The following is a 16184-nucleotide window of genomic DNA, read 5'->3' as shown; positions in this document are numbered from 1 at the left end:
ATGACGACTTCACGCCCGAGGATTCCGACGATGCGGCTTCTGCCCTCCGCCTGGTGCCGCCGCTGGCTGGCGCCCTGGCTTCTCGTGCCCTGGCTCGCGGGCGCGGCGAGCGCGCAACTCGCACCACCGTCCGCACCGCTCTCGCTCGCCAGCGACCCCGCCGTGCTGGCCCGCACCGCGCTCGGCGCCGAGCGCGGCACGCTGGTGGTCGGCGTGCTGCGCGGCGACAAGGCCGCCTACGGCATCGCCCACAACCCCGAGCCGCTGGTGGCGCGCGCCATTGCGCCGGCCAGCGCGGAGCAGCCGATGTTCGAGATCGGCTCCGTCACCAAGGTCTTCACCGGGCTGTTGCTCGCGCAGGCGGTGGAGCGCGGCGACGTGGCGCTCGACGACAGCGTGGGCAAGCTGCTGGCCGGTCATGCCGAGGGCGTGCCGCCCGCCGTGGCCGCGATCACGCTGCGGCAGCTCGTCACCCACACCGGCTGCCTGCCCGTGATGGCCGACGGCGTGACCGGCGGCGGCGCGCTGGCCGAGCAGTTCCGCAGCTTCGACCTGCCGATGTTCTGGGCCGCGCTCGCGCGCATCCACCTCACGGGCGTCGCGGCGCCGTGCGAGGCGCGCTACAGCAACTTCGGCATGGCGCTGCTCGGGCAGCTGCTGGCGCTGCGCTACGGCACCTCGTGGGGCGAGCTGGTGCGCGCGCGCATCACCGAGCCGCTGGGCATGAACGACACCGTGATCCCGCTCGGCGACAAGGCCTCGCGCATGGCGCCGCCGTTCGCGGGCGACCAGCGCCAGCGCCGCTTCGACATGCATGCCTACGCGCCCGCCAGCGCGCTGCGCTCGACCGCCGCCGACATGCTGGCCTTCAGCCGCGCCATCCTCGCCGGCGCGCACGGCCCGCTGGGCCCGGCCGCCGCGCGGCTGCTCACGCCGCTCGCGCGCTACGAGGGCGCCGAGATCGGTTATGCCGTGATGGTGCGCGGCCCCGAGACCGGCCGGCGCACCTACTACCACGCGGGCGTCACCGAGGGCTACCGCACGCTCTGGCTGCTGGCGCCCGACACCGGCGAGGCGCTCATCGTGCTCGCCAGCAACCAGCGCGCGCCGCTGCAGCCCGTGATGCTCGCCATCGGCAAGAGCCGCTACCCGGTGCCGACGACGGAAGTGCCGATCGATCCGAAGCGCCTGGCCGACTACGCGGGCGAGTTCCGCGTCGGCAAGGCGCAGGTGCTGGGCTTCACCGTGCGAGATGGGCGTTTGCTGGCGCGTGAATCGGGCAAGGGCTACAACGGGCTCACGCCCACGGGGCCTGATCGTTTTGCGGTGACGGCCATCGGCGCGCAGTTCGTGTTCCGGCGTGGGGATGGTGGCGAGGTGATCGGCGTCACGCTGACGCAGGGTGGCAGCCGGCTCGAAGGGCGGCGAGTTGGGGCCGCCGCTGCCGTGACGTCGGATTGAGCGCGGGCGCGTTCAGCGTTGCGCCAGCGCGAGCAGGTCGTTGGCTATCTGCGTGATCTCGTCGCGCATCACGAGCTGGCGCAGCCAACCGGAGGGAATGCCGTCCACGCCGTAGAAGGCGCCTGCGATCTGGCCGCAGATCGCCGCGGTGGTGTCGGCATCGTCACCCAGGTTGGCGGCCGCGAGTACCGCCTGCTCGAACGAGTCGGTGTGCGCGAAGCACCAGAGCGCTGCTTCGAGCGATTCGACGCAATAGCCCGAACCCTTGATGCGTTCGATCGGCTTCGAGGCGTAGTCGCCGCGTGCCAGCGCCGCGACTTTTTCGCTCAAAGGTGTCAGCGGCGCGGTGGCAAGGATCGCCGCCTTGCTTTCGCCTTGCAGCGCTGCGCGCAGTTGCAACGCGAAAAGCTGCGAGCACTCGATAGCCTCCTGCGCGCCGTGCGTGGTGCGTGTGCTTTCGCCGGCCTGCCGCCACGCCGCTTCGGTGCTCGCTGCGTAGAACATCGGCACCGGCGCGAGCCGCATCAGCGCGCCGTTGCCTGCCGTGCGCGGATCGGGGTCGCCCGCGAACGGATCGCCCGATGCGAGGTAGCGGGTGAGGGCGCCCGACACCGTGAAGCCGATGTCGAAGCAGCTTCCCGTGCTGCTCATGTAGCCCACGCTGCGCCAGTTGCAGTAGCGGTTCATCTGGTCGGTGGCATCGAAGCCCTGGCAATGGATCAGGCTCGCCGCGAGGCACAGCGCCATCGAGGTGTCGTCGGTCCATTCGCCGGGGATCAGGCCGAAAGGGCCGCCGCCGCGCATGTCGGTGACGGGCTCGAACGTGCCGCGCGTGCGGAACTCCAGCGTGGTGCCCACCGCATCGCCGCAGGCCAGCCCGAGCAGGCACCCTTGGTAGCGCGCCGCGTTCATGGGGCCGCCCTCAGTTCGTCGCGGGCCGCCATCAGCGCATAGCCCAGCAGGTTCAGGCCTTTCCAGGTGCGCGGGTCTTGCGCCGCCGCGTCCGTCGCAGCGAGGCCGATGCCCCAGATCGCATCGACAGGGCTCGCCTCGACCAGCACCTGCCCGCCGGTGCCGAGCAGGTACGCGCCGAGCGCCGCGTTCTGCGAGAACTTCGCAACGTTTCCGCGCGTCACGAGGTCGAAGCGCGCTTCGAGCCAGGCCGCTTCATCGAAGTTGCCGATCTGGCGCCCCAGCTTCTTCGCTTCGCCGGGCGTGCGCGCGGCGATGATCTTTTCGCAGGTGGCCGCGTCACCGAAGAGCCGCGCCTTGCCGGCCATCATGAAATGCTCGGCGGTACGGTAGGTGACGCCTTCGACAGTGAAGGGCGCCTCGTACCATTGGCTGAAGCAGCTCTTGCCGATGCTGCCGTCCTTCGGGACCTGGTGGCCCCAGAAGAACAGGCAGTCGATCTTGTGGCCTTGGGCGATGTGCGCGAGCAGGTCTTCGTTGCTGCGCAGCGCGTGGGGTCTGTTCGTCGTCATTCCTTGTGGTCCTCAGGATTCGAAGCCGAGCACATGCTCGACCGGCAATTGCAGCCCGGGGTTGTCGTTCTGCGCCATCGGGCGTTGAGCGTCCACGAAGGCGCGCATGTCGATCACCTCGAGCAGTTCTTCCTTCGCAAACGCGGCGAGCGTTCGGCCCCGCAGGCCCAGCTGAATGGCGCGGCGTTCCAGCTTGTTGCCTGCCGGTGCGTGGTCGGGGTCCCATTGCAGGCGAATTTCGGAACGGTTGACCGCCTCCTGCCACGCATCGCGATCAGGATAGCGCTCGGCATCGAAGGTCGAAGGGACGGCCTCGCGCACCACCCGTTCGAAGAACGCACGGCGCAGCCGCAGCCCGAGCGTGACCTCCTGGCCTTCCTTGGTGCCCCAGCCGGAGCGATACATCATCCAGAGGAAATTCGGTTTGATCCAGCTCATCCGTGAAAGGCTGAAGTCCGGTCCGTCGAGACGGCCGTGCCGGATCGCGTATTCGCCGATGGCGGGGCGGTAGGCCTGGTAGACGATGACGGACTGGGCATCGTGATGCGCCAGGATGTGCTTTCCGTCCTGCGGCCAGCGCTCGCGTTGGGCGAGATGGGGCTCGGTGGGAAGCGGCGTGGTCTGCTTGTTCATTGTTCTGGGTTCCTCTCGTTGTTGTTCTTCTTGCGATCTCATTGAGTTGCTCTGTACAACTAATGATGGGTTGTATAGTACAACTAATAAATCCGGAGTCAAGCTGATCGTGACCATGCCCGCCTCAACGTTCCCTGCCTTGACCTTTCCCCGCCCGTTGGTCACTGTCGATGTGGCGATGTTCACTGTGCTGGACGACGCATTGCAGGTCTTGTTGGTGAAACGAGCGGCCGACAGCAACGAGCCGTTTCCTGGCAAATGGGCATTGCCGGGCGGCTTCATCAACACCAATGAAGATGCTTCGTTGCTCGATTGCGCACTGCGCAAGCTGCGTGAGAAGACCGGCGTGGTCACGCCCTATCTCGAGCAGCTCGGGAGTTGGGGCGGGGCGCAGCGCGATCCGCGCGGGTGGTCGGCCACGCACTGCTTCTATGCACTCATTCCGGCGCAGGCCATGCAATTGCGCAGCGGCGCCAACGCCGCCGAGGTGGCGTGGTTCGAGGTCGATGCGGCCTTGCGCAAACGTCTGGCGTTCGACCACGGAGAACTGCTCGAGGCGGCCGTTGCACGTCTGCGCAGCAAGGTGGAGTACACCTCGCTGCCGGCCTTTCTTCTGGAAGAGCCTTTCACCTTGCCGTCGCTGCAGCACGCCTATGAGGTCGTGTTGGGCCGTGACATCGACAAGAGTGCCTTCCGCAAGCGGATGCTGGACGGTGGGTTCATGGAAGAGGCGGGCATGGTAGCGGGCAGCCTGGGCCGGCCCGCCATGGGCTACCGGCTGCGAGACCGTTCGCAGGCCGCGTTGTTTCCGCGCACTTTCAATGCGCGCTGAGCGCGCATTGCCTCAGGCCCGTTCCGACATCGCGTGCAGGTACGCCCGCACCGCGCCATTGCTGCTCAACCCGATCGCCCGGTCGTAGGCCTGCCGCGCTGCCACACGCGCGCCACCGGCCGCGAGCAGGTGGGCGCGTGCGGCCCAGAACGGCTGGTAGCTCGCCACTTCGTCCGACGGGATCGCATCGAGCGCGCGCAGCCCGGTCTCGGGCCCGCGCGCATTCGCCAGCGCACACGCCAGGCTGACCTGCGCGCCGATGCTGGGTCGCAGCGCGAGCAGGCCCTCGTACAGCGACACCAGCACTTCGGGCGGCACCGGTGCACCCGCACGGCGCTCGCAGTGGGCCGACTGGATCGCGGCCTCGAGCTGGTAGGGCCCGAGCGATTGCATGGCCGACGCGATGCGCAGATGGTGCTCGGCCTCGGCCAGCAGCGCGTGGTCCCAGCGCGTGATGTCCTGCTGGTCGAGCGGCACGTAGGCGCCGGCCTCGGTGCGCCGCGCCGCGGTGCGCGCCTCGCAGAACAGCATCAGCGCGAGCAGGCCCAGCGGCTCGGGCTCGGCGGGCAGCAGGCGGCACAGGATGCGGCCCAGGTCGATGGCCTCGGTCGTCAGGCCGCGGGGCAGGGCGTCGGCGCCGTCGACGTCGTCCCAGCCGGTGCCGTAGGCGGCGTAGATGCCGTCGAGCACGTCGCGCAACCGGTGCGGCAGGTCGCGTGCCTGCGGGTATTCGAAAGGAATGCCGGCCGCGCGGATGCGGGCCTTGGCGCGCACCAGCCGCTGGCCCAGCGCGGACGGCGAGGTGAGGAAGGCGCCGGCCATGCGCGCGGCATCGAGGCCGAGCACGGTCTGCAGCATGAGCGGCGCGCGCGCGGCGGCGTCGATGGCCGGGTGCGCGCAGACGAACAGCAGGCGCAGCCGCTCATCGGGCACGGTGGCGGCATCGGGGTCGGCCTCGTCCATCTCGCCGGCGAGCAGAAGCAGCGTCTGCGTGGCGTCGTCCTGCACGCGGCTGTGGCGCCAGGCGTCGAGCTTGCGGTGCCGCGCGACGCTCAGCAGCCAGGCGTCGGGCTGCACCGGCACGCCATCGGCGGGCCAGCGCTCGAGCGCGCGGGCGAAGGCGTCGGCCAGCGCGTCTTCGGAGGCCGCGATGTCGTGCGTGCGGGCAGACAGGATGGCCAGCAGCCGTCCGTACGACTCGCGTGCCGCGCGTTCGGCGGCGTGGTGTGCCGCCGGAGTGGTCACGTCTGGCTCGCGCCCGCCGCTGCGGTGGCGGTGAAGACCGGCCGCACTTCGACACCGCCGCTGGCGGCGCAGGGCGCACGCGCGGCCCATTCGAGCGCGGCGTCGAGGTCGGGCACGTCGACGACGAAGTAGCCGCCGAGCTGCTCCTTGGTGTCGGCGAAGGGGCCGTCCTGCACCTGGCGCTTGTCGCCGCGCACGCGCAGCGTGGTGCCGGTCATGGGCGGCAGCAGGCCGTGGCCGCCGAGCGAAATGCCCGACTGGCGCACCGCGTCGGCATACGCGACCCAGCTGGCGCGGTAGGCCTGCGACGAGGCGTCGTTGCGTTGTTCGAATTCGGCGGCGGGTTGGTAGAACATCAACATGTACTGCATGGTGTTTCTCCGTGAAGGAAAAGCTTGCCGAGCAAGAGCGCTCACCACAATGACGGCCCGCAACCGGTCATTTCGACACCGGACCGGTGCCGAGCAGAAGATTCTTGATCTGTTCGCTCTTTGGCGCAACGTGGGCGCCAGGCCCCGCGCTCAGGCCGCGTGGGCGCGCACCGCGGGCGTGAACAGCGTTTCCATTTCCTGGCGCAGCCGGTAGGCGGCGGTGGTGGTGTCCATCGCCACGTCGGCCCAGCTCAGGCTCTGGCCCTTCTTCACGGAGCGCACGAGCTTGACGTTGTGCGCCAGCCCGAGCGGCAGGCCGCCCAGGCGCAGCGAGCGCTCGGCCGGCAGCAGCTTGCCCCAGACGGTGTAGCCGCCTTCGCCGTCGAGCATCTCGCCCGCGGCGAGGTCGCGCTTGGCGGTGGCGACCACGTCGGCGTTCCAGCCGGTGGCCACGCCGGTGGGCTCGCCGCGCAGCGCCACGCTGGCGACCGACATGCCCACCTCGAGCCCGATCAGGTGCCAGCGCTTGTACAGCGTGAAGTAGCGCCCGCTCGGGTCGGTGTGGGCGTTGTATTCCTCGAAGCAGTTCTTGATGTAGTCGGTCTCGGCCTCGACCGTGACCCACACGCCCATGCGGATGTCGTACGGGATCTTGCGGCCGTCGGCCTCGAGCGACGAGATCACCTCGACCATGCCCTTGCGCTCCAGCACGCCGCCTTCGCTGCGCGGACGCGTGACGAAGGGAATGTCTTCCACGCTCGCGGGCGGGTAGAGCAGGCCGTCGGAGGGCACGCCCAGGCCGGTGGCGTTGGCCACGGCCGAGCTTTCGATCGATGGCTTGGAGCCGTCGAGAAAACTGTTGAACATCTTCGGGTTCAGCCCGCCGCGCTTCGCCTGCTCGGGCGTGAGGCCGTAGTTGCCCCACACGGTCTCGGGTGTCGATTCGGTGAAGTGCGGCAGCCACTTGTGGCCGCGCCCGGCCGCCACCACCGGAAAGCCGCAGGTGCGCGCCCAGTCGACCAGGTCGCAGATCAGCGCGGGCTGGTCCCCGAAGGCCAGCGAATACACCACGCCGGCCTGCTGCGCCTTGTGCGCGAGCAGCGGGCCGCAGAAGGCGTCGGCCTCGACCGTCACGTTGACCACGTGCTTGCCGTGCGCAAAGGCGTCCAGGCAATGGTCGACCGCGGCGACCGGGTTGCCGGTGCACTCCACCACGATGTCGATGCTGGGCTCGCGCGTCACGGCCTGCCAGTCGTCGGTGATCCAGGTGGCGCCGGTCTTCAGCGCCTCCTGCACCGCGCCGGCGTTGCTGCGCTCGGCCTGCCAGCCCACGCGCTCCAGGTTGACGCGCGCGGCGGCGGGCGAGAGGTCGGCAATGGCGACCAACTGCACGCCGGGCGTGCGCGGAATCTGCGCCAGGTACATGGCGCCGAACTTGCCGGCGCCGATCAGGCCGATGCGGATGGGGCGGCCTTCGGCGGCGCGTTGTTGCAAGCGGGTGTGCAGGCTCATGGCGGTCAAGCTTCCACGGTTTCGATCAGCTCGGGCGAGGTGCGCAGCGCGCTCTCGGGCAGGCCGTCTTTCCACGGCACCTCGACGGGGTAGGGCGTCAACAGGCAGTCGTCGGGCAGCACCTCGATGGGCGCGAAGTTTCTGTGCGCGATGTACTCGGGCCGCTGGTGGCGGCGGATGTGGTTGCTGACCGCGCACAGGCTCAGGTACACCGCCACGCGGTTGAAGGGCGAGAGGTTGCTGCCCGAGGCATGCACGAGGCAGCTGTGGAACAGGATCATCGAACCGGCCGGCCCCTTGGGCGAGACGATGCCGCCTTGCGTGCCGCCGGCGCGGTCGACCAGCTGGCGGATCAGGTCGTTGTCGACCGTCCACAGCGGGTAGCTGGTGGTCGTGAGGTCATGCCTGGCATCGACCACGCCCTTGCGGTGGCTGCCCGGAATGAACATCAGCGGGCCGTTGTGCTCGGTCACTTCGTCCAGAAAGATGGCCACGTTCATCGCGCGCTCGGTAGGCATCAGGTCGTCGTTGAGCCAGGTGCCGTAGTCCTGGTGCCACTGCCACACGTCGCCTTCGAAGGCCATCTTGCCGTTGATCTTGAACTGGTGCATGTAGACCGCCTCGTCGAACAGGTCCATCACCGGCTCGACCATGCGCGGGTGCCGCGCCAGCCGTGCGAAGGGCTCGCTGATGAGGTGCGCCGCGAAGTTCGTGCGCACGGCGTCGGAGCCTTTCTCGCGCACGTTGAAGGCCGCACGCTTGCTGTACAGGTCGGGCACCGCCTCGGTCAGCACCTTCGTCTCTTCGGGCGAGAAGTGGCCGGGGAAGAACAGGTAGCCGTCGCGCTCGAACTGCGTGCGTTGCTCGGGGGTCAGCTTCATGCCTTGTCTCCTTTTTTGGTGGGGGATGCGGATGCCCTGCGCGCCAGCTGCTGCGCGAGCCGCTCGGCCAGCGCGTCGCTGGCGCGCGAGACGTGCTCGTCGCTCAGGCGCGCGGCGCGTTCGACGTCGCCGGCGGCAATCGCGTCGGCAATGGCTTCGTGCTCGTCCCACAGCGACTCGCGCTGCGGTTCGGCCTGCAGCACCGCGCCCATCGCGCGGCGCAGGTGGCGCCAGTGCGGGTCGGCGCTCTGGCCGATCAGCGGGTTGCCCGAGGCGGCGTAGATGGCCTGGTGAAAGGCCACGTCGGCATCGATCATGGCTTCGACATTGCGCCCGCGCGCCGCGCGCCGGCCGCGTTCGATGAGCTTGGGGTCGATGCGAAAGCGCTGTTGCGCCGCCAGCCGCGCGGCCAGCACGTCGAGCGCGCCGCGCACCTGGTAGACCTTGCGCATCGCCTCGGCCTCCAGCGGCGCCACCAGCACGCCGCGACCGGGCGCGTCCTGCACGAAGCCGTCCTTCTTGAGCAGCCGCAGCGCCTGCAGCACCGGCTGGCGCGACACCGCGAGCCGCGCCGCGATGTCCTCCTGCGTGAGCCGCTCGCCCGGCGCGAGCGCACCGCTGCTGATGGCGCCGAGCAGGGCGCGGTAGACCTGGTCGACGAGGTCGGGGGCGACTTCGATGCTGAGCAACTGGGCGGGCATGACGGGCCTTTTCTGAACTCTGTATACAGAGTACGGACTTCGGCGGCAGGGCGCATCCCCGGGTTTTTACCCATCGGGGCTGCAAGGAACGGCGTGCCGCCGCTAAGCTCGACCCATGCAACTCCCTACCTACGACGACGTCATCGCCGCGGCCGCGCGGCTCGAAGGCCATGCCCACCGCACGCCGGTGCTGCAATCGACCACCGCCAACGCGCGCTGGGGCGCGCAGTTCTTCTTCAAGTGCGAGAACTTCCAGCGCATGGGCGCGTTCAAGTTCCGCGGCGCGTTCAATGCGTTGTCGAAGTTCGACGCGGCACAACGCAAGGGCGGCGTGATCGCCTTCTCGTCGGGCAACCACGCGCAGGCCATCGCGCTGTCGGCACGCCTGCTGTCGATGCCGGCCGTGATCGTCATGCCCAAGGACGCGCCCGCCGCCAAGGTCGCGGCCACCAAGGGCTACGGCGCCGAAGTGGTGATGTACGACCGCTTCACCGAAGACCGCGAGGCGCTGACCAAGCGGCTCGCGCAGGAGCGCGGCATGACGATGATTCCGCCCTACGACCACCCCGATGTGCTCACGGGGCAGGGCACGGCGGTGAAGGAACTCATCGAAGAGACCGGCCCGCTCGATCACCTCTTCGTGTGCCTCGGCGGCGGCGGGTTGCTGTCGGGCTCGGCGCTGTCGGCGCGTGCGCTGTCGCCCGCCTGCAAGGTCTACGGCGTGGAACCAGAAGCCGGCAACGACGGCCAGCAGTCGCTGCGCGCCGGGAAGATCGTGCACATCGAAACGCCCAAGACCATCGCCGACGGCGCGCAGACGCAGCATCTGGGCGAGTACACCTTCGGCATCATCAAAAGGGATGTCGACGACATCTTCACCGTCACCGACGAGCAGCTTGTCGAGGCGATGCGCTTCTTCGCCGAGCGCATGAAGATGGTGGTGGAGCCGACGGGGTGCCTCGCGTTCGCGGGCGCGATTGCTGCGGCGAAGGCCATCGAAGGCCAGCGCGTGGGCATCGTGATCAGCGGCGGGAACGTCGATCTGTCGCGCTACGCGTCGCTGATCGGCTGATTCTTCTCAGGCCCGGATACCGCTCACCGTCAGGTGCAACAACCGGTCCGCACGCGCCGCCGCGCTCTCCGAGTGCGTGACCAGCACCAGCGAGGCACCGTGCTCGCGCGTCTGGCCGATCAGCAGGTCCATCACCTTCGCGGCGGTGGACGGGTCGAGGTTGCCGGTGGGCTCGTCGGCGAGCAGCAGCGCGGGCCGGTGCACGAGCGCGCGGGCGATCGCCACGCGTTGCAACTGGCCGCCTGAGAGCGTCTGCGGCAACCGCGCGCCCATGCCGGGCAGGCCGACGGCCTCCAGCATGTGGGCCACGCGTGCGTCTTCGCGCGGGCGGCCCAAGAGCATCAGCGGCAGCGACACGTTCTGCGCCACGTCGAGGTGCGGCAGCACGTGGAAAGCCTGGAACACGAAGCCCACATGCTGGCGCCGCCACAGCGCGCGGGCCTCGCCGTCGAGCGCACCGATGTCGGTGCCGTCGTGCGACACGCTGCCTTCGTCCCAAGTGTCGAGGCCGGCCATGCAGTTGAGCAGGGTCGACTTGCCCACGCCCGATTCGCCGACGATGGCGACGAACTCGCCGGGCGCGACCTGCAGGCTCACGTGTTCGAAGACGGGCGCATCGCCGTAGTGCTTGCCGAGGTTGGAGAGGTGCAAGGTCATGCGGGCGCCGCCCCGCGTGCGATCCGCGCGATGTGCTGCACGGCGGCCTGCACCGCGTCGGGCGCGTCGCAGGCGATCACGGTGCGCTGCGGCATGCTGCGCAGCCAGGTGATCTGCCGCTTGGCGAGCTGGCGCGTGGCGGCGATGCCGCGCTCGCGCAGCTCGCCCAGCGCCTTGGCATCGGGCGGTGCGTCGCCGCAGGCGTCGAGCATCTCCCAGGCCTGGCGGTAGCCGACGCAGCGCATCGAGGGCAGGTCGGGCGACAGGTCGCCGCGCGCGCGCAGCGCCTTCACCTCGTCGAGAAAACCGGCCGCGAGCATCGCGTCGAAGCGTTCGGCGATGCGCCCGTGCAGCCAGGCGCGGTCCTCGGGTTCGAGCGACACGAGCACGCCGCCGTCGACGGCCTTGGCGGCCTTGGTGTCGCTGGCATGGAAGCTCGACAGCGGCTGGCCGCTGCTTTCCCACACCTCGAGCGCGCGCTGGATGCGCTGGCTGTCCTGCGGCGCGAGTCGCGCGGCCGTGACGGGGTCGACTTGCGCCAGCCGCGCGTGCATGGCGGGCCAGCCGAGCGCCGCGGCTTCGGCATCGAGGCGCGCGCGCACGGCGGGGTCGGCGGCGGGCATGGCGTCGATGCCGTCGAACAGCGCCTTGAAGTACAGCATGGTGCCTCCCACGAGCAGCGGCAGCGCGCCGCGCGCGCGGATGGCGTCGATGAGCCGCGTGGCGTCGGCCACGAAGGCGGCGGCGCTGTAGCTGTCGCGCGCGTCGAGGATGTCGATCAGGTGGTGCGGCACGGCGGCCTGCTCGGCGGCGGTGGGCTTGGCGGTGCCGATGTCCATGCCGCGGTAGACCAGCGCCGAGTCGACGCTGACGATCTCGACCGGCTGCAGCCGGGCCACGGCCAGGGCGACGGCGGTCTTGCCGGACGCGGTGGGGCCGGCGAGCGCGATGTAGCGCGGGGGAACAGGGGAAGCGGGGGGCATGCGTCGAGGGTAGCAAATGGCACGCGCCAGCCAGCAGCGCGGGGCTTGCCTGCGACGCCGTGCGTCAGGCGACGACGGTTGCGTCCCGCATCCGCCGGATGTCGCGCAGCGGCGGCGCACCGAACAGGCGCGCGTACTCGCGGCTGAACTGCGAGGCGCTTTCGTAGCCCACGCGCACGCCGGCGGTGCCGGCATCGATGTTCTGGTTCAGCATCAGCTGCCGCGCTTCCTGCAGGCGCAGCTGCTTCAGGTACTGCATCGGGCTCATGCCGGTCACGGCACGGAAGTGCTGGCGGTAGGTCGACGGGCTCATGTGCGCCGAAGCGGCCAGTTCGTCCGCCTGCACGGGCTTCCTGAAATTCATCTTGAGCCACGCCAGGCTCTGCGCCACCTGCTGGCTGGGCGAGCCGACGGTCATGAGGCGCTGCAGCTGCGGGCCGTGGCGCCCGGCGAGCAGGCGCACGACGATTTCCTTCTGCAGCAGCGGCGCGAGCTGGGGAACGAGCCGGGGCTCGGCCAGCAGCTCGACGAGCCGCGTGACGGTGCCCAGCAGCGTCGCGTCGAGCGCGCCCAGCGACAGGGCGCGCTGGTTGTGGGGTTCCCTGGACGGCGGCGGCAACGCCATCTCGGTCGCCACCTGCACGATGGCGCGCGGATCGAGCCGGATCATGAGGCCCAGGAAGGGTTGCGCCGCGCTGGCGCGGGTGACGTGCGCCACCACGGGCAGGTCGGCCGTGATCAGCAGCGACTGCCCGGCGCCGTATTCATAGATCTCGTCGCCGAGCGCCGCGCGCTTCTGTCCGCCGACGGTGATGCCCAGGCCGAAGCCGTAGATGCAATGCACGGGCTCGGTCGCGGCGCTGCGGCGGTGCAGCGAGAGTTCGGGAATGGCGGTGGCGTGGTCGCCGTCGTTTCGGGCAATGCGCCCGACGGCCGCGGCCAGGGCACCGAGGACGGCCGAATCGTCTGGCTGCGTCGGCTGTAGCACTTCCATCTGAATCCTTTCGGGTGCTTGCGCAAAGTCTAGCGGGCGCTTCTCATGCGCTTGGCGTTTTTGGCGCAGTCTCGTTGTTTCAGGCAAGAACGCGCGCGGATTGGGCAAGTGGCGGCGGGCGCTTCGTCGGACACTGGCCGCCGTGAAGTCCTGCCGCGCGCGGCGCGAGGACCGTGCTTCCCCTCCACGATGATGAAAAAAGAAATGACCCACGACGAACGACATCCGCATCGCATCACCGCCTCGCTCGTGGCCGCACTGGCCATCGGCGCGAGCATGGCCGGGTCCGCGCCCGTCTTTGCCAGCACCGCGCTGGCACAGAAGTACGCGTGCGTGGCCTGCCACCAAGCCGCCGTGAAGGTGGTGGGCCCCTCCTGGAAAGAGATCGGCGCGCGCTACGGCGACGGCAAGGGCACGGCCGCGCAGCTGGCCGCCAGCATGAAGGCCGGCAGCTCGGGCAAGTGGGGTGCGATGCCCATGCCCGCGCAAGCCCAGGTCCCCGACGCGGACCTGCAGGCGCTCGCGCAATGGGTGCTCGACGGCGCCAAGTGAATTCGACCCATCCCACCTACCCACGGAGAAAACCAACATGAGCGCGCTCCACGTCAACGGCCGTGACCACACGGTCGACGCCGACCCCGGCACCCCCATCCTCTGGGCCCTGCGCGACACGCTGGGCATGACCGGCACCAAGTTCGGCTGCGGCGCGGCGCTGTGCGGCGCCTGCACCGTGCACATGGACGGCCAGGCCATCCGCTCGTGCATCACGCCCATCGCGGCGGCCGAGGGCAAGAAGATCACCACCATCGAAGCCGTGACCGGCGGCAACGACCGCGTCGGCGCGGCCGTGCATGCCGCGTGGGTCAAGCACGACGTCGCGCAGTGCGGCTACTGCCAGAGCGGCCAGATCATGAGCGCGACCGCCTTCCTGCAGTCGCTGCCCAAGGGCAAGCAGCCCAGCACGGACGAGATCGACTCGGCCATGGCCGGCAACATCTGCCGCTGCGGCACCTACGCCCGCATCCGCGCCGCCGTGGCCGATGCGGCCAAGACCCTCGCCTGAAGGAGCCGACGACATGCTGCCCCACATCGACTACAACGACCTGCCGCGCGCGCTGCAGCGCCTGATGGCCCAGCCTGCGACCGATGACGCCGACGCGGCCGCCACGCTGCCGCGCCGCAGCTTCCTGAAGATGGCCGGCGCCGGCGGCCTCGTGCTCGGCGCCTTTCCGCACCTGGCCATGGCGCAGGCCGACGGCCCGGCCAAGGCCGGCGGTGCGCTCAAGCCGACGCAACAGCCCTCGGCCTTCGTGCAGATCGCGCCCAACGGCGAGGTCACGGTCACCATCAACCGCCTCGAGTTCGGCCAGGGCGTGCAGACCGGCCTGCCGATGATCCTGGCCGAGGAGCTCGACGCCGACTGGGCCCTGGTGCGCAGCCGCAACGGCACCAACGATGCCGCCTACGCCGACCCGCTGTTCGGCATGCACCTGACCGGCGGTTCCAACTCGATCAAGAACAGCTACACGCAGTACCGCGAACTGGGCGCGCGTGCGCGGGCCATGCTGCTGTCGGCCGCGGCGCAGCGCTGGAAGGTCGACGTGGCCACGCTGCGCACGCAGGCCGGCACCGTGATCGGCCCGGGCGGGCGCAAGGCGGGCTACGGCGAGCTGGCCGAAGCAGCCATGGCGCTGCCGGTGCCCGAGACGGTCACGCTGAAGAGCCCGAAAGACTTCCGAATCATCGGCCGCCCGACCACGCGCCTGGACGCACGCGCCAAGAGCAGCGGGCGACAAGACTTCGGCATCGACGTGAAGCAGCCCGGCCAGCTGACGGCCGTGGTGGCGCATCCGCCGGTGTTCGGCGCCCGCCTGGCCTCGGTGGACGACAGCGCGGCGCGCGCCGTCAAGGGCGTGAAGGCCGTGCTGCGCATTCCGCTGGACCGCGGCGCCGAGGGCGTGGCCGTGGTGGCCGACGGCTACTGGCCGGCCAAGCTGGGCCGCGACGCGCTCAAGCTGCAGTGGAACACCGATGCGGTGGAGAAGGTCGACAGCGACAAGCAACTGGCGCAGTACCGCGAACTGGCCGGCCGCCCCGGCAACCGCAAGTTCGACGCCGACATGGCGCCGTTGGCCGGCGCGCCGCACAAGCTCGAGGCCGAGTTCGTGTTTCCCTACCTGGCCCACGCGCCCATGGAGCCGGAGAACTGCACCGTGAAGCTGTCGGACGGCCGCGCCGAGCTGTGGGTCGGCACCCAGTCCGCCGACCTCGACGGCCAGGCCGCGGCACGCACGTTGAAGCTCGACCCCGCGCAGGTGAAGGTGAACGTGCAGATGGCGGGCGGCGGCTTCGGCCGGCGCTTCGTGGGCTCGAGCGACTTCGTGGTCGAGGCCTGCGAGATCGCCAAGGCCGCGCGCACCGCCGGCCTGAAAGACGCCCCCGTGCGCCTGCTGTGGAGCCGCGAGGACGATATCAAGGGTGGCTACTACCGTCCCATGCACCTGCACCGCGCGCGCATCGGTTTCGACGAACGCGGCAAGATCCTCGCGTGGGACCACGTGATCGTGGGCCAGTCCATCACCGCGGGCACGGTGTTCGCCGGCTCCATGGTGAAGGACGGCATCGACGCCACCGCGGTGGAGGGCATGCGCGATCCGTACCCCGTGCCGATGCGCCTCACGGTGCACCACCCGCAGGTCAACGTGCCGGTGCTGTGGTGGCGCAGCGTGGGCTCCACGCACACTGCCTTCGTGATGGAGACGCTGATCGACGAGATCGCCCGCACGACCAAGCAGGACCCGGTGGCCTACCGCATGAGCCTCTTCGGCGACAAGCACCCGCGCCACCGCGCCGCGCTGCAATTGGCGGTCGACAAGAGCGGCTACGGCAAGAAGAAGCTGGCCGAAGGCCGCGCCTGGGGCGTGGCCGTGCACGAGTCCTTCGAATCGGTGGTGGCCTATGTGGTCGAAGCGTCGGTGAAGGACGGCCAGCCCGTGCTGCACCGCGTGACCTCGGGCGTGCACTGCAACCTGGCGGTGAACCCGCGCAGCGTGGAAGCGCAGGTGCAGGGCGCGGCGGTGATGGGGCTGTCGACCTGCCTGCAGGGCAGCGCCATCACGCTGAAGGACGGCGTCGTGCAGCAGGGCAACTTCGGCGACTTCAGCGTGGCGCGCATCACGCAGGTGCCCGAGTTCGACGTGCACATCGTGCCCAGTGCCGATGCGCCCAAGGGGATGGGGGAACCCGGCCTGCCGCCGCTGGCGCCTGCCTTCGCCAACGCCGTGGCGCGGCTGACGGGCAAGCCCTTGCGCCAGCTGCCGTTCGACCTGGCCTCGGCCTGACGCGGGAGCGGAACCGC

At 70.0% G+C, this 16184-nt stretch carries 17 protein-coding genes; 6 read left to right on the top strand and 11 right to left on the bottom strand.

The features are described from left to right. Positions 1 to 30 precede the first annotated feature (30 nt). Complete coding sequence (locus AC1RL8_RS06595) at positions 31 to 1461, top strand: serine hydrolase domain-containing protein (RefSeq protein WP_492684281.1); 1431 nt, start codon at positions 31 to 33, stop codon at positions 1459 to 1461. A 12-nt stretch (positions 1462 to 1473) separates the two neighbouring features. Here AC1RL8_RS06595 and AC1RL8_RS06590 read toward each other — a convergent pair whose 3' ends face one another. The 3 genes from AC1RL8_RS06590 to AC1RL8_RS06580 are packed head-to-tail and all read right to left on the bottom strand — an operon-like array spanning position 1474 to position 3578. Continuing rightward, positions 1474 to 2373, bottom strand: a complete 900-nt coding sequence (locus AC1RL8_RS06590) for an ADP-ribosylglycohydrolase family protein (RefSeq protein ID WP_492684280.1) — start codon at positions 2371 to 2373, stop codon at positions 1474 to 1476. Beyond that, positions 2370 to 2945: a riboflavin biosynthesis intermediates N-glycosidase gene (gene ybiA, locus AC1RL8_RS06585; protein WP_492684279.1), complete on the bottom strand. Its 576-nt coding sequence runs from the start codon at positions 2943 to 2945 to the stop codon at positions 2370 to 2372. Before ybiA ends, AC1RL8_RS06590 begins: the two co-directional genes overlap by 4 nt. 12 nt (positions 2946 to 2957) lie before the next feature. Then, on the bottom strand, positions 2958 to 3578 hold the full coding sequence (locus AC1RL8_RS06580; protein ID WP_492684278.1) for a DUF4291 domain-containing protein: 621 nt from the start codon (positions 3576 to 3578) through the stop codon (positions 2958 to 2960). Positions 3579 to 3693: 115 nt separating this feature from the next. Between AC1RL8_RS06580 and AC1RL8_RS06575 the strand changes: the two genes are divergently transcribed. Continuing rightward, positions 3694 to 4410, top strand: coding sequence for an NUDIX hydrolase (locus tag AC1RL8_RS06575; protein WP_492684862.1), 717 nt, complete (start codon positions 3694 to 3696; stop codon positions 4408 to 4410). Between the two features lie 12 nt (positions 4411 to 4422). Here AC1RL8_RS06575 and AC1RL8_RS06570 read toward each other — a convergent pair whose 3' ends face one another. The 5 genes from AC1RL8_RS06570 to AC1RL8_RS06550 form a co-directional block, all read right to left on the bottom strand. Further along, complete coding sequence (locus AC1RL8_RS06570) at positions 4423 to 5655, bottom strand: RNA polymerase sigma factor (RefSeq protein ID WP_095949052.1); 1233 nt, start codon at positions 5653 to 5655, stop codon at positions 4423 to 4425. After that, the gene (locus tag AC1RL8_RS06565) at positions 5652 to 6026 is read right to left on the bottom strand and encodes a YciI family protein (protein WP_062478473.1); all 375 of its coding nucleotides are present in this window, start codon (positions 6024 to 6026) and stop codon (positions 5652 to 5654) included. The genes AC1RL8_RS06570 and AC1RL8_RS06565 overlap by 4 nt, the downstream gene beginning before the upstream one ends. 150 nt (positions 6027 to 6176) lie before the next feature. Then, positions 6177 to 7538 (bottom strand): NAD(P)H-dependent oxidoreductase, encoded by a 1362-nt coding sequence (locus AC1RL8_RS06560; RefSeq protein ID WP_492684277.1) that lies wholly within the window; start codon positions 7536 to 7538, stop codon positions 6177 to 6179. 5 nt (positions 7539 to 7543) lie between these two features. Then, a complete protein-coding gene (locus AC1RL8_RS06555) occupies positions 7544 to 8419 on the bottom strand; it encodes a phytanoyl-CoA dioxygenase family protein (protein ID WP_492684276.1) in 876 nt (291 codons plus the stop codon). Beyond that, complete coding sequence (locus AC1RL8_RS06550) at positions 8416 to 9120, bottom strand: GntR family transcriptional regulator (RefSeq protein WP_492684275.1); 705 nt, start codon at positions 9118 to 9120, stop codon at positions 8416 to 8418. Before AC1RL8_RS06550 ends, AC1RL8_RS06555 begins: the two co-directional genes overlap by 4 nt. 115 nt (positions 9121 to 9235) lie before the next feature. Between AC1RL8_RS06550 and AC1RL8_RS06545 the strand changes: the two genes are divergently transcribed. After that, positions 9236 to 10192, top strand: coding sequence for a threo-3-hydroxy-L-aspartate ammonia-lyase (locus AC1RL8_RS06545; protein ID WP_492684274.1), 957 nt, complete (start codon positions 9236 to 9238; stop codon positions 10190 to 10192). A gap of 6 nt (positions 10193 to 10198) precedes the next feature. Here AC1RL8_RS06545 and AC1RL8_RS06540 read toward each other — a convergent pair whose 3' ends face one another. The 3 genes from AC1RL8_RS06540 to AC1RL8_RS06530 form a co-directional block, all read right to left on the bottom strand. Continuing rightward, on the bottom strand, positions 10199 to 10849 hold the full coding sequence (locus AC1RL8_RS06540; RefSeq protein WP_492684273.1) for an ABC transporter ATP-binding protein: 651 nt from the start codon (positions 10847 to 10849) through the stop codon (positions 10199 to 10201). After that, complete coding sequence (miaA, locus tag AC1RL8_RS06535; protein ID WP_492684272.1) at positions 10846 to 11832, bottom strand: tRNA (adenosine(37)-N6)-dimethylallyltransferase MiaA; 987 nt, start codon at positions 11830 to 11832, stop codon at positions 10846 to 10848. The genes AC1RL8_RS06540 and miaA overlap by 4 nt, the downstream gene beginning before the upstream one ends. Before the next feature lie 64 nt (positions 11833 to 11896). Then, entirely contained in the window at positions 11897 to 12826 is a 930-nt protein-coding gene (locus AC1RL8_RS06530) for an AraC family transcriptional regulator (RefSeq protein WP_390342784.1), read from the bottom strand. Between the two features lie 204 nt (positions 12827 to 13030). Between AC1RL8_RS06530 and AC1RL8_RS06525 the strand changes: the two genes are divergently transcribed. From AC1RL8_RS06525 to AC1RL8_RS06515, 3 genes are read left to right on the top strand one after another with little or no spacing between them, the layout of a single operon-like run. After that, the gene (locus AC1RL8_RS06525) at positions 13031 to 13378 is read left to right on the top strand and encodes a c-type cytochrome (RefSeq protein ID WP_492684271.1); all 348 of its coding nucleotides are present in this window, start codon (positions 13031 to 13033) and stop codon (positions 13376 to 13378) included. Positions 13379 to 13415: 37 nt separating this feature from the next. Then, positions 13416 to 13889, top strand: a complete 474-nt coding sequence (locus AC1RL8_RS06520; RefSeq protein WP_070063074.1) for a (2Fe-2S)-binding protein — start codon at positions 13416 to 13418, stop codon at positions 13887 to 13889. 13 nt (positions 13890 to 13902) lie between these two features. Next, positions 13903 to 16167: a xanthine dehydrogenase family protein molybdopterin-binding subunit gene (locus AC1RL8_RS06515; protein ID WP_492684270.1), complete on the top strand. Its 2265-nt coding sequence runs from the start codon at positions 13903 to 13905 to the stop codon at positions 16165 to 16167. Positions 16168 to 16184 lie beyond the last annotated feature (17 nt).

The organism is Variovorax sp. GW822-FHT04E09, from assembly GCF_058800845.1.
This window is presented reverse-complemented; position numbering and strand designations above follow the sequence as displayed.

Excerpts from the sequence above, each read along its gene's own strand:
- AC1RL8_RS06530 (WP_390342784.1), bottom strand. The coding sequence starts at position 12,826 with ATGGAAGTGCTACAGCCGACGCAGCCAGACGATTCGGCCGTCCTCGGT.
- AC1RL8_RS06565 (WP_062478473.1), bottom strand. The coding sequence starts at position 6,026 with ATGCAGTACATGTTGATGTTCTACCAACCCGCCGCCGAATTCGAACAA.
- AC1RL8_RS06540 (WP_492684273.1), bottom strand. The coding sequence starts at position 10,849 with ATGACCTTGCACCTCTCCAACCTCGGCAAGCACTACGGCGATGCGCCC.
- miaA (WP_492684272.1), bottom strand. The coding sequence starts at position 11,832 with ATGCCCCCCGCTTCCCCTGTTCCCCCGCGCTACATCGCGCTCGCCGGC.
- AC1RL8_RS06575 (WP_492684862.1), top strand. The coding sequence starts at position 3,694 with ATGCCCGCCTCAACGTTCCCTGCCTTGACCTTTCCCCGCCCGTTGGTC.
- AC1RL8_RS06555 (WP_492684276.1), bottom strand. The coding sequence starts at position 8,419 with ATGAAGCTGACCCCCGAGCAACGCACGCAGTTCGAGCGCGACGGCTAC.
- AC1RL8_RS06560 (WP_492684277.1), bottom strand. The coding sequence starts at position 7,538 with ATGAGCCTGCACACCCGCTTGCAACAACGCGCCGCCGAAGGCCGCCCC.
- AC1RL8_RS06590 (WP_492684280.1), bottom strand. The coding sequence starts at position 2,373 with ATGAACGCGGCGCGCTACCAAGGGTGCCTGCTCGGGCTGGCCTGCGGC.
- AC1RL8_RS06550 (WP_492684275.1), bottom strand. The coding sequence starts at position 9,120 with ATGCCCGCCCAGTTGCTCAGCATCGAAGTCGCCCCCGACCTCGTCGAC.
- AC1RL8_RS06520 (WP_070063074.1), top strand. The coding sequence starts at position 13,416 with ATGAGCGCGCTCCACGTCAACGGCCGTGACCACACGGTCGACGCCGAC.
- AC1RL8_RS06515 (WP_492684270.1), top strand. The coding sequence starts at position 13,903 with ATGCTGCCCCACATCGACTACAACGACCTGCCGCGCGCGCTGCAGCGC.
- AC1RL8_RS06580 (WP_492684278.1), bottom strand. The coding sequence starts at position 3,578 with ATGAACAAGCAGACCACGCCGCTTCCCACCGAGCCCCATCTCGCCCAA.
- ybiA (WP_492684279.1), bottom strand. The coding sequence starts at position 2,945 with ATGACGACGAACAGACCCCACGCGCTGCGCAGCAACGAAGACCTGCTC.
- AC1RL8_RS06595 (WP_492684281.1), top strand. The coding sequence starts at position 31 with ATGCGGCTTCTGCCCTCCGCCTGGTGCCGCCGCTGGCTGGCGCCCTGG.
- AC1RL8_RS06525 (WP_492684271.1), top strand. The coding sequence starts at position 13,031 with ATGACCCACGACGAACGACATCCGCATCGCATCACCGCCTCGCTCGTG.
- AC1RL8_RS06545 (WP_492684274.1), top strand. The coding sequence starts at position 9,236 with ATGCAACTCCCTACCTACGACGACGTCATCGCCGCGGCCGCGCGGCTC.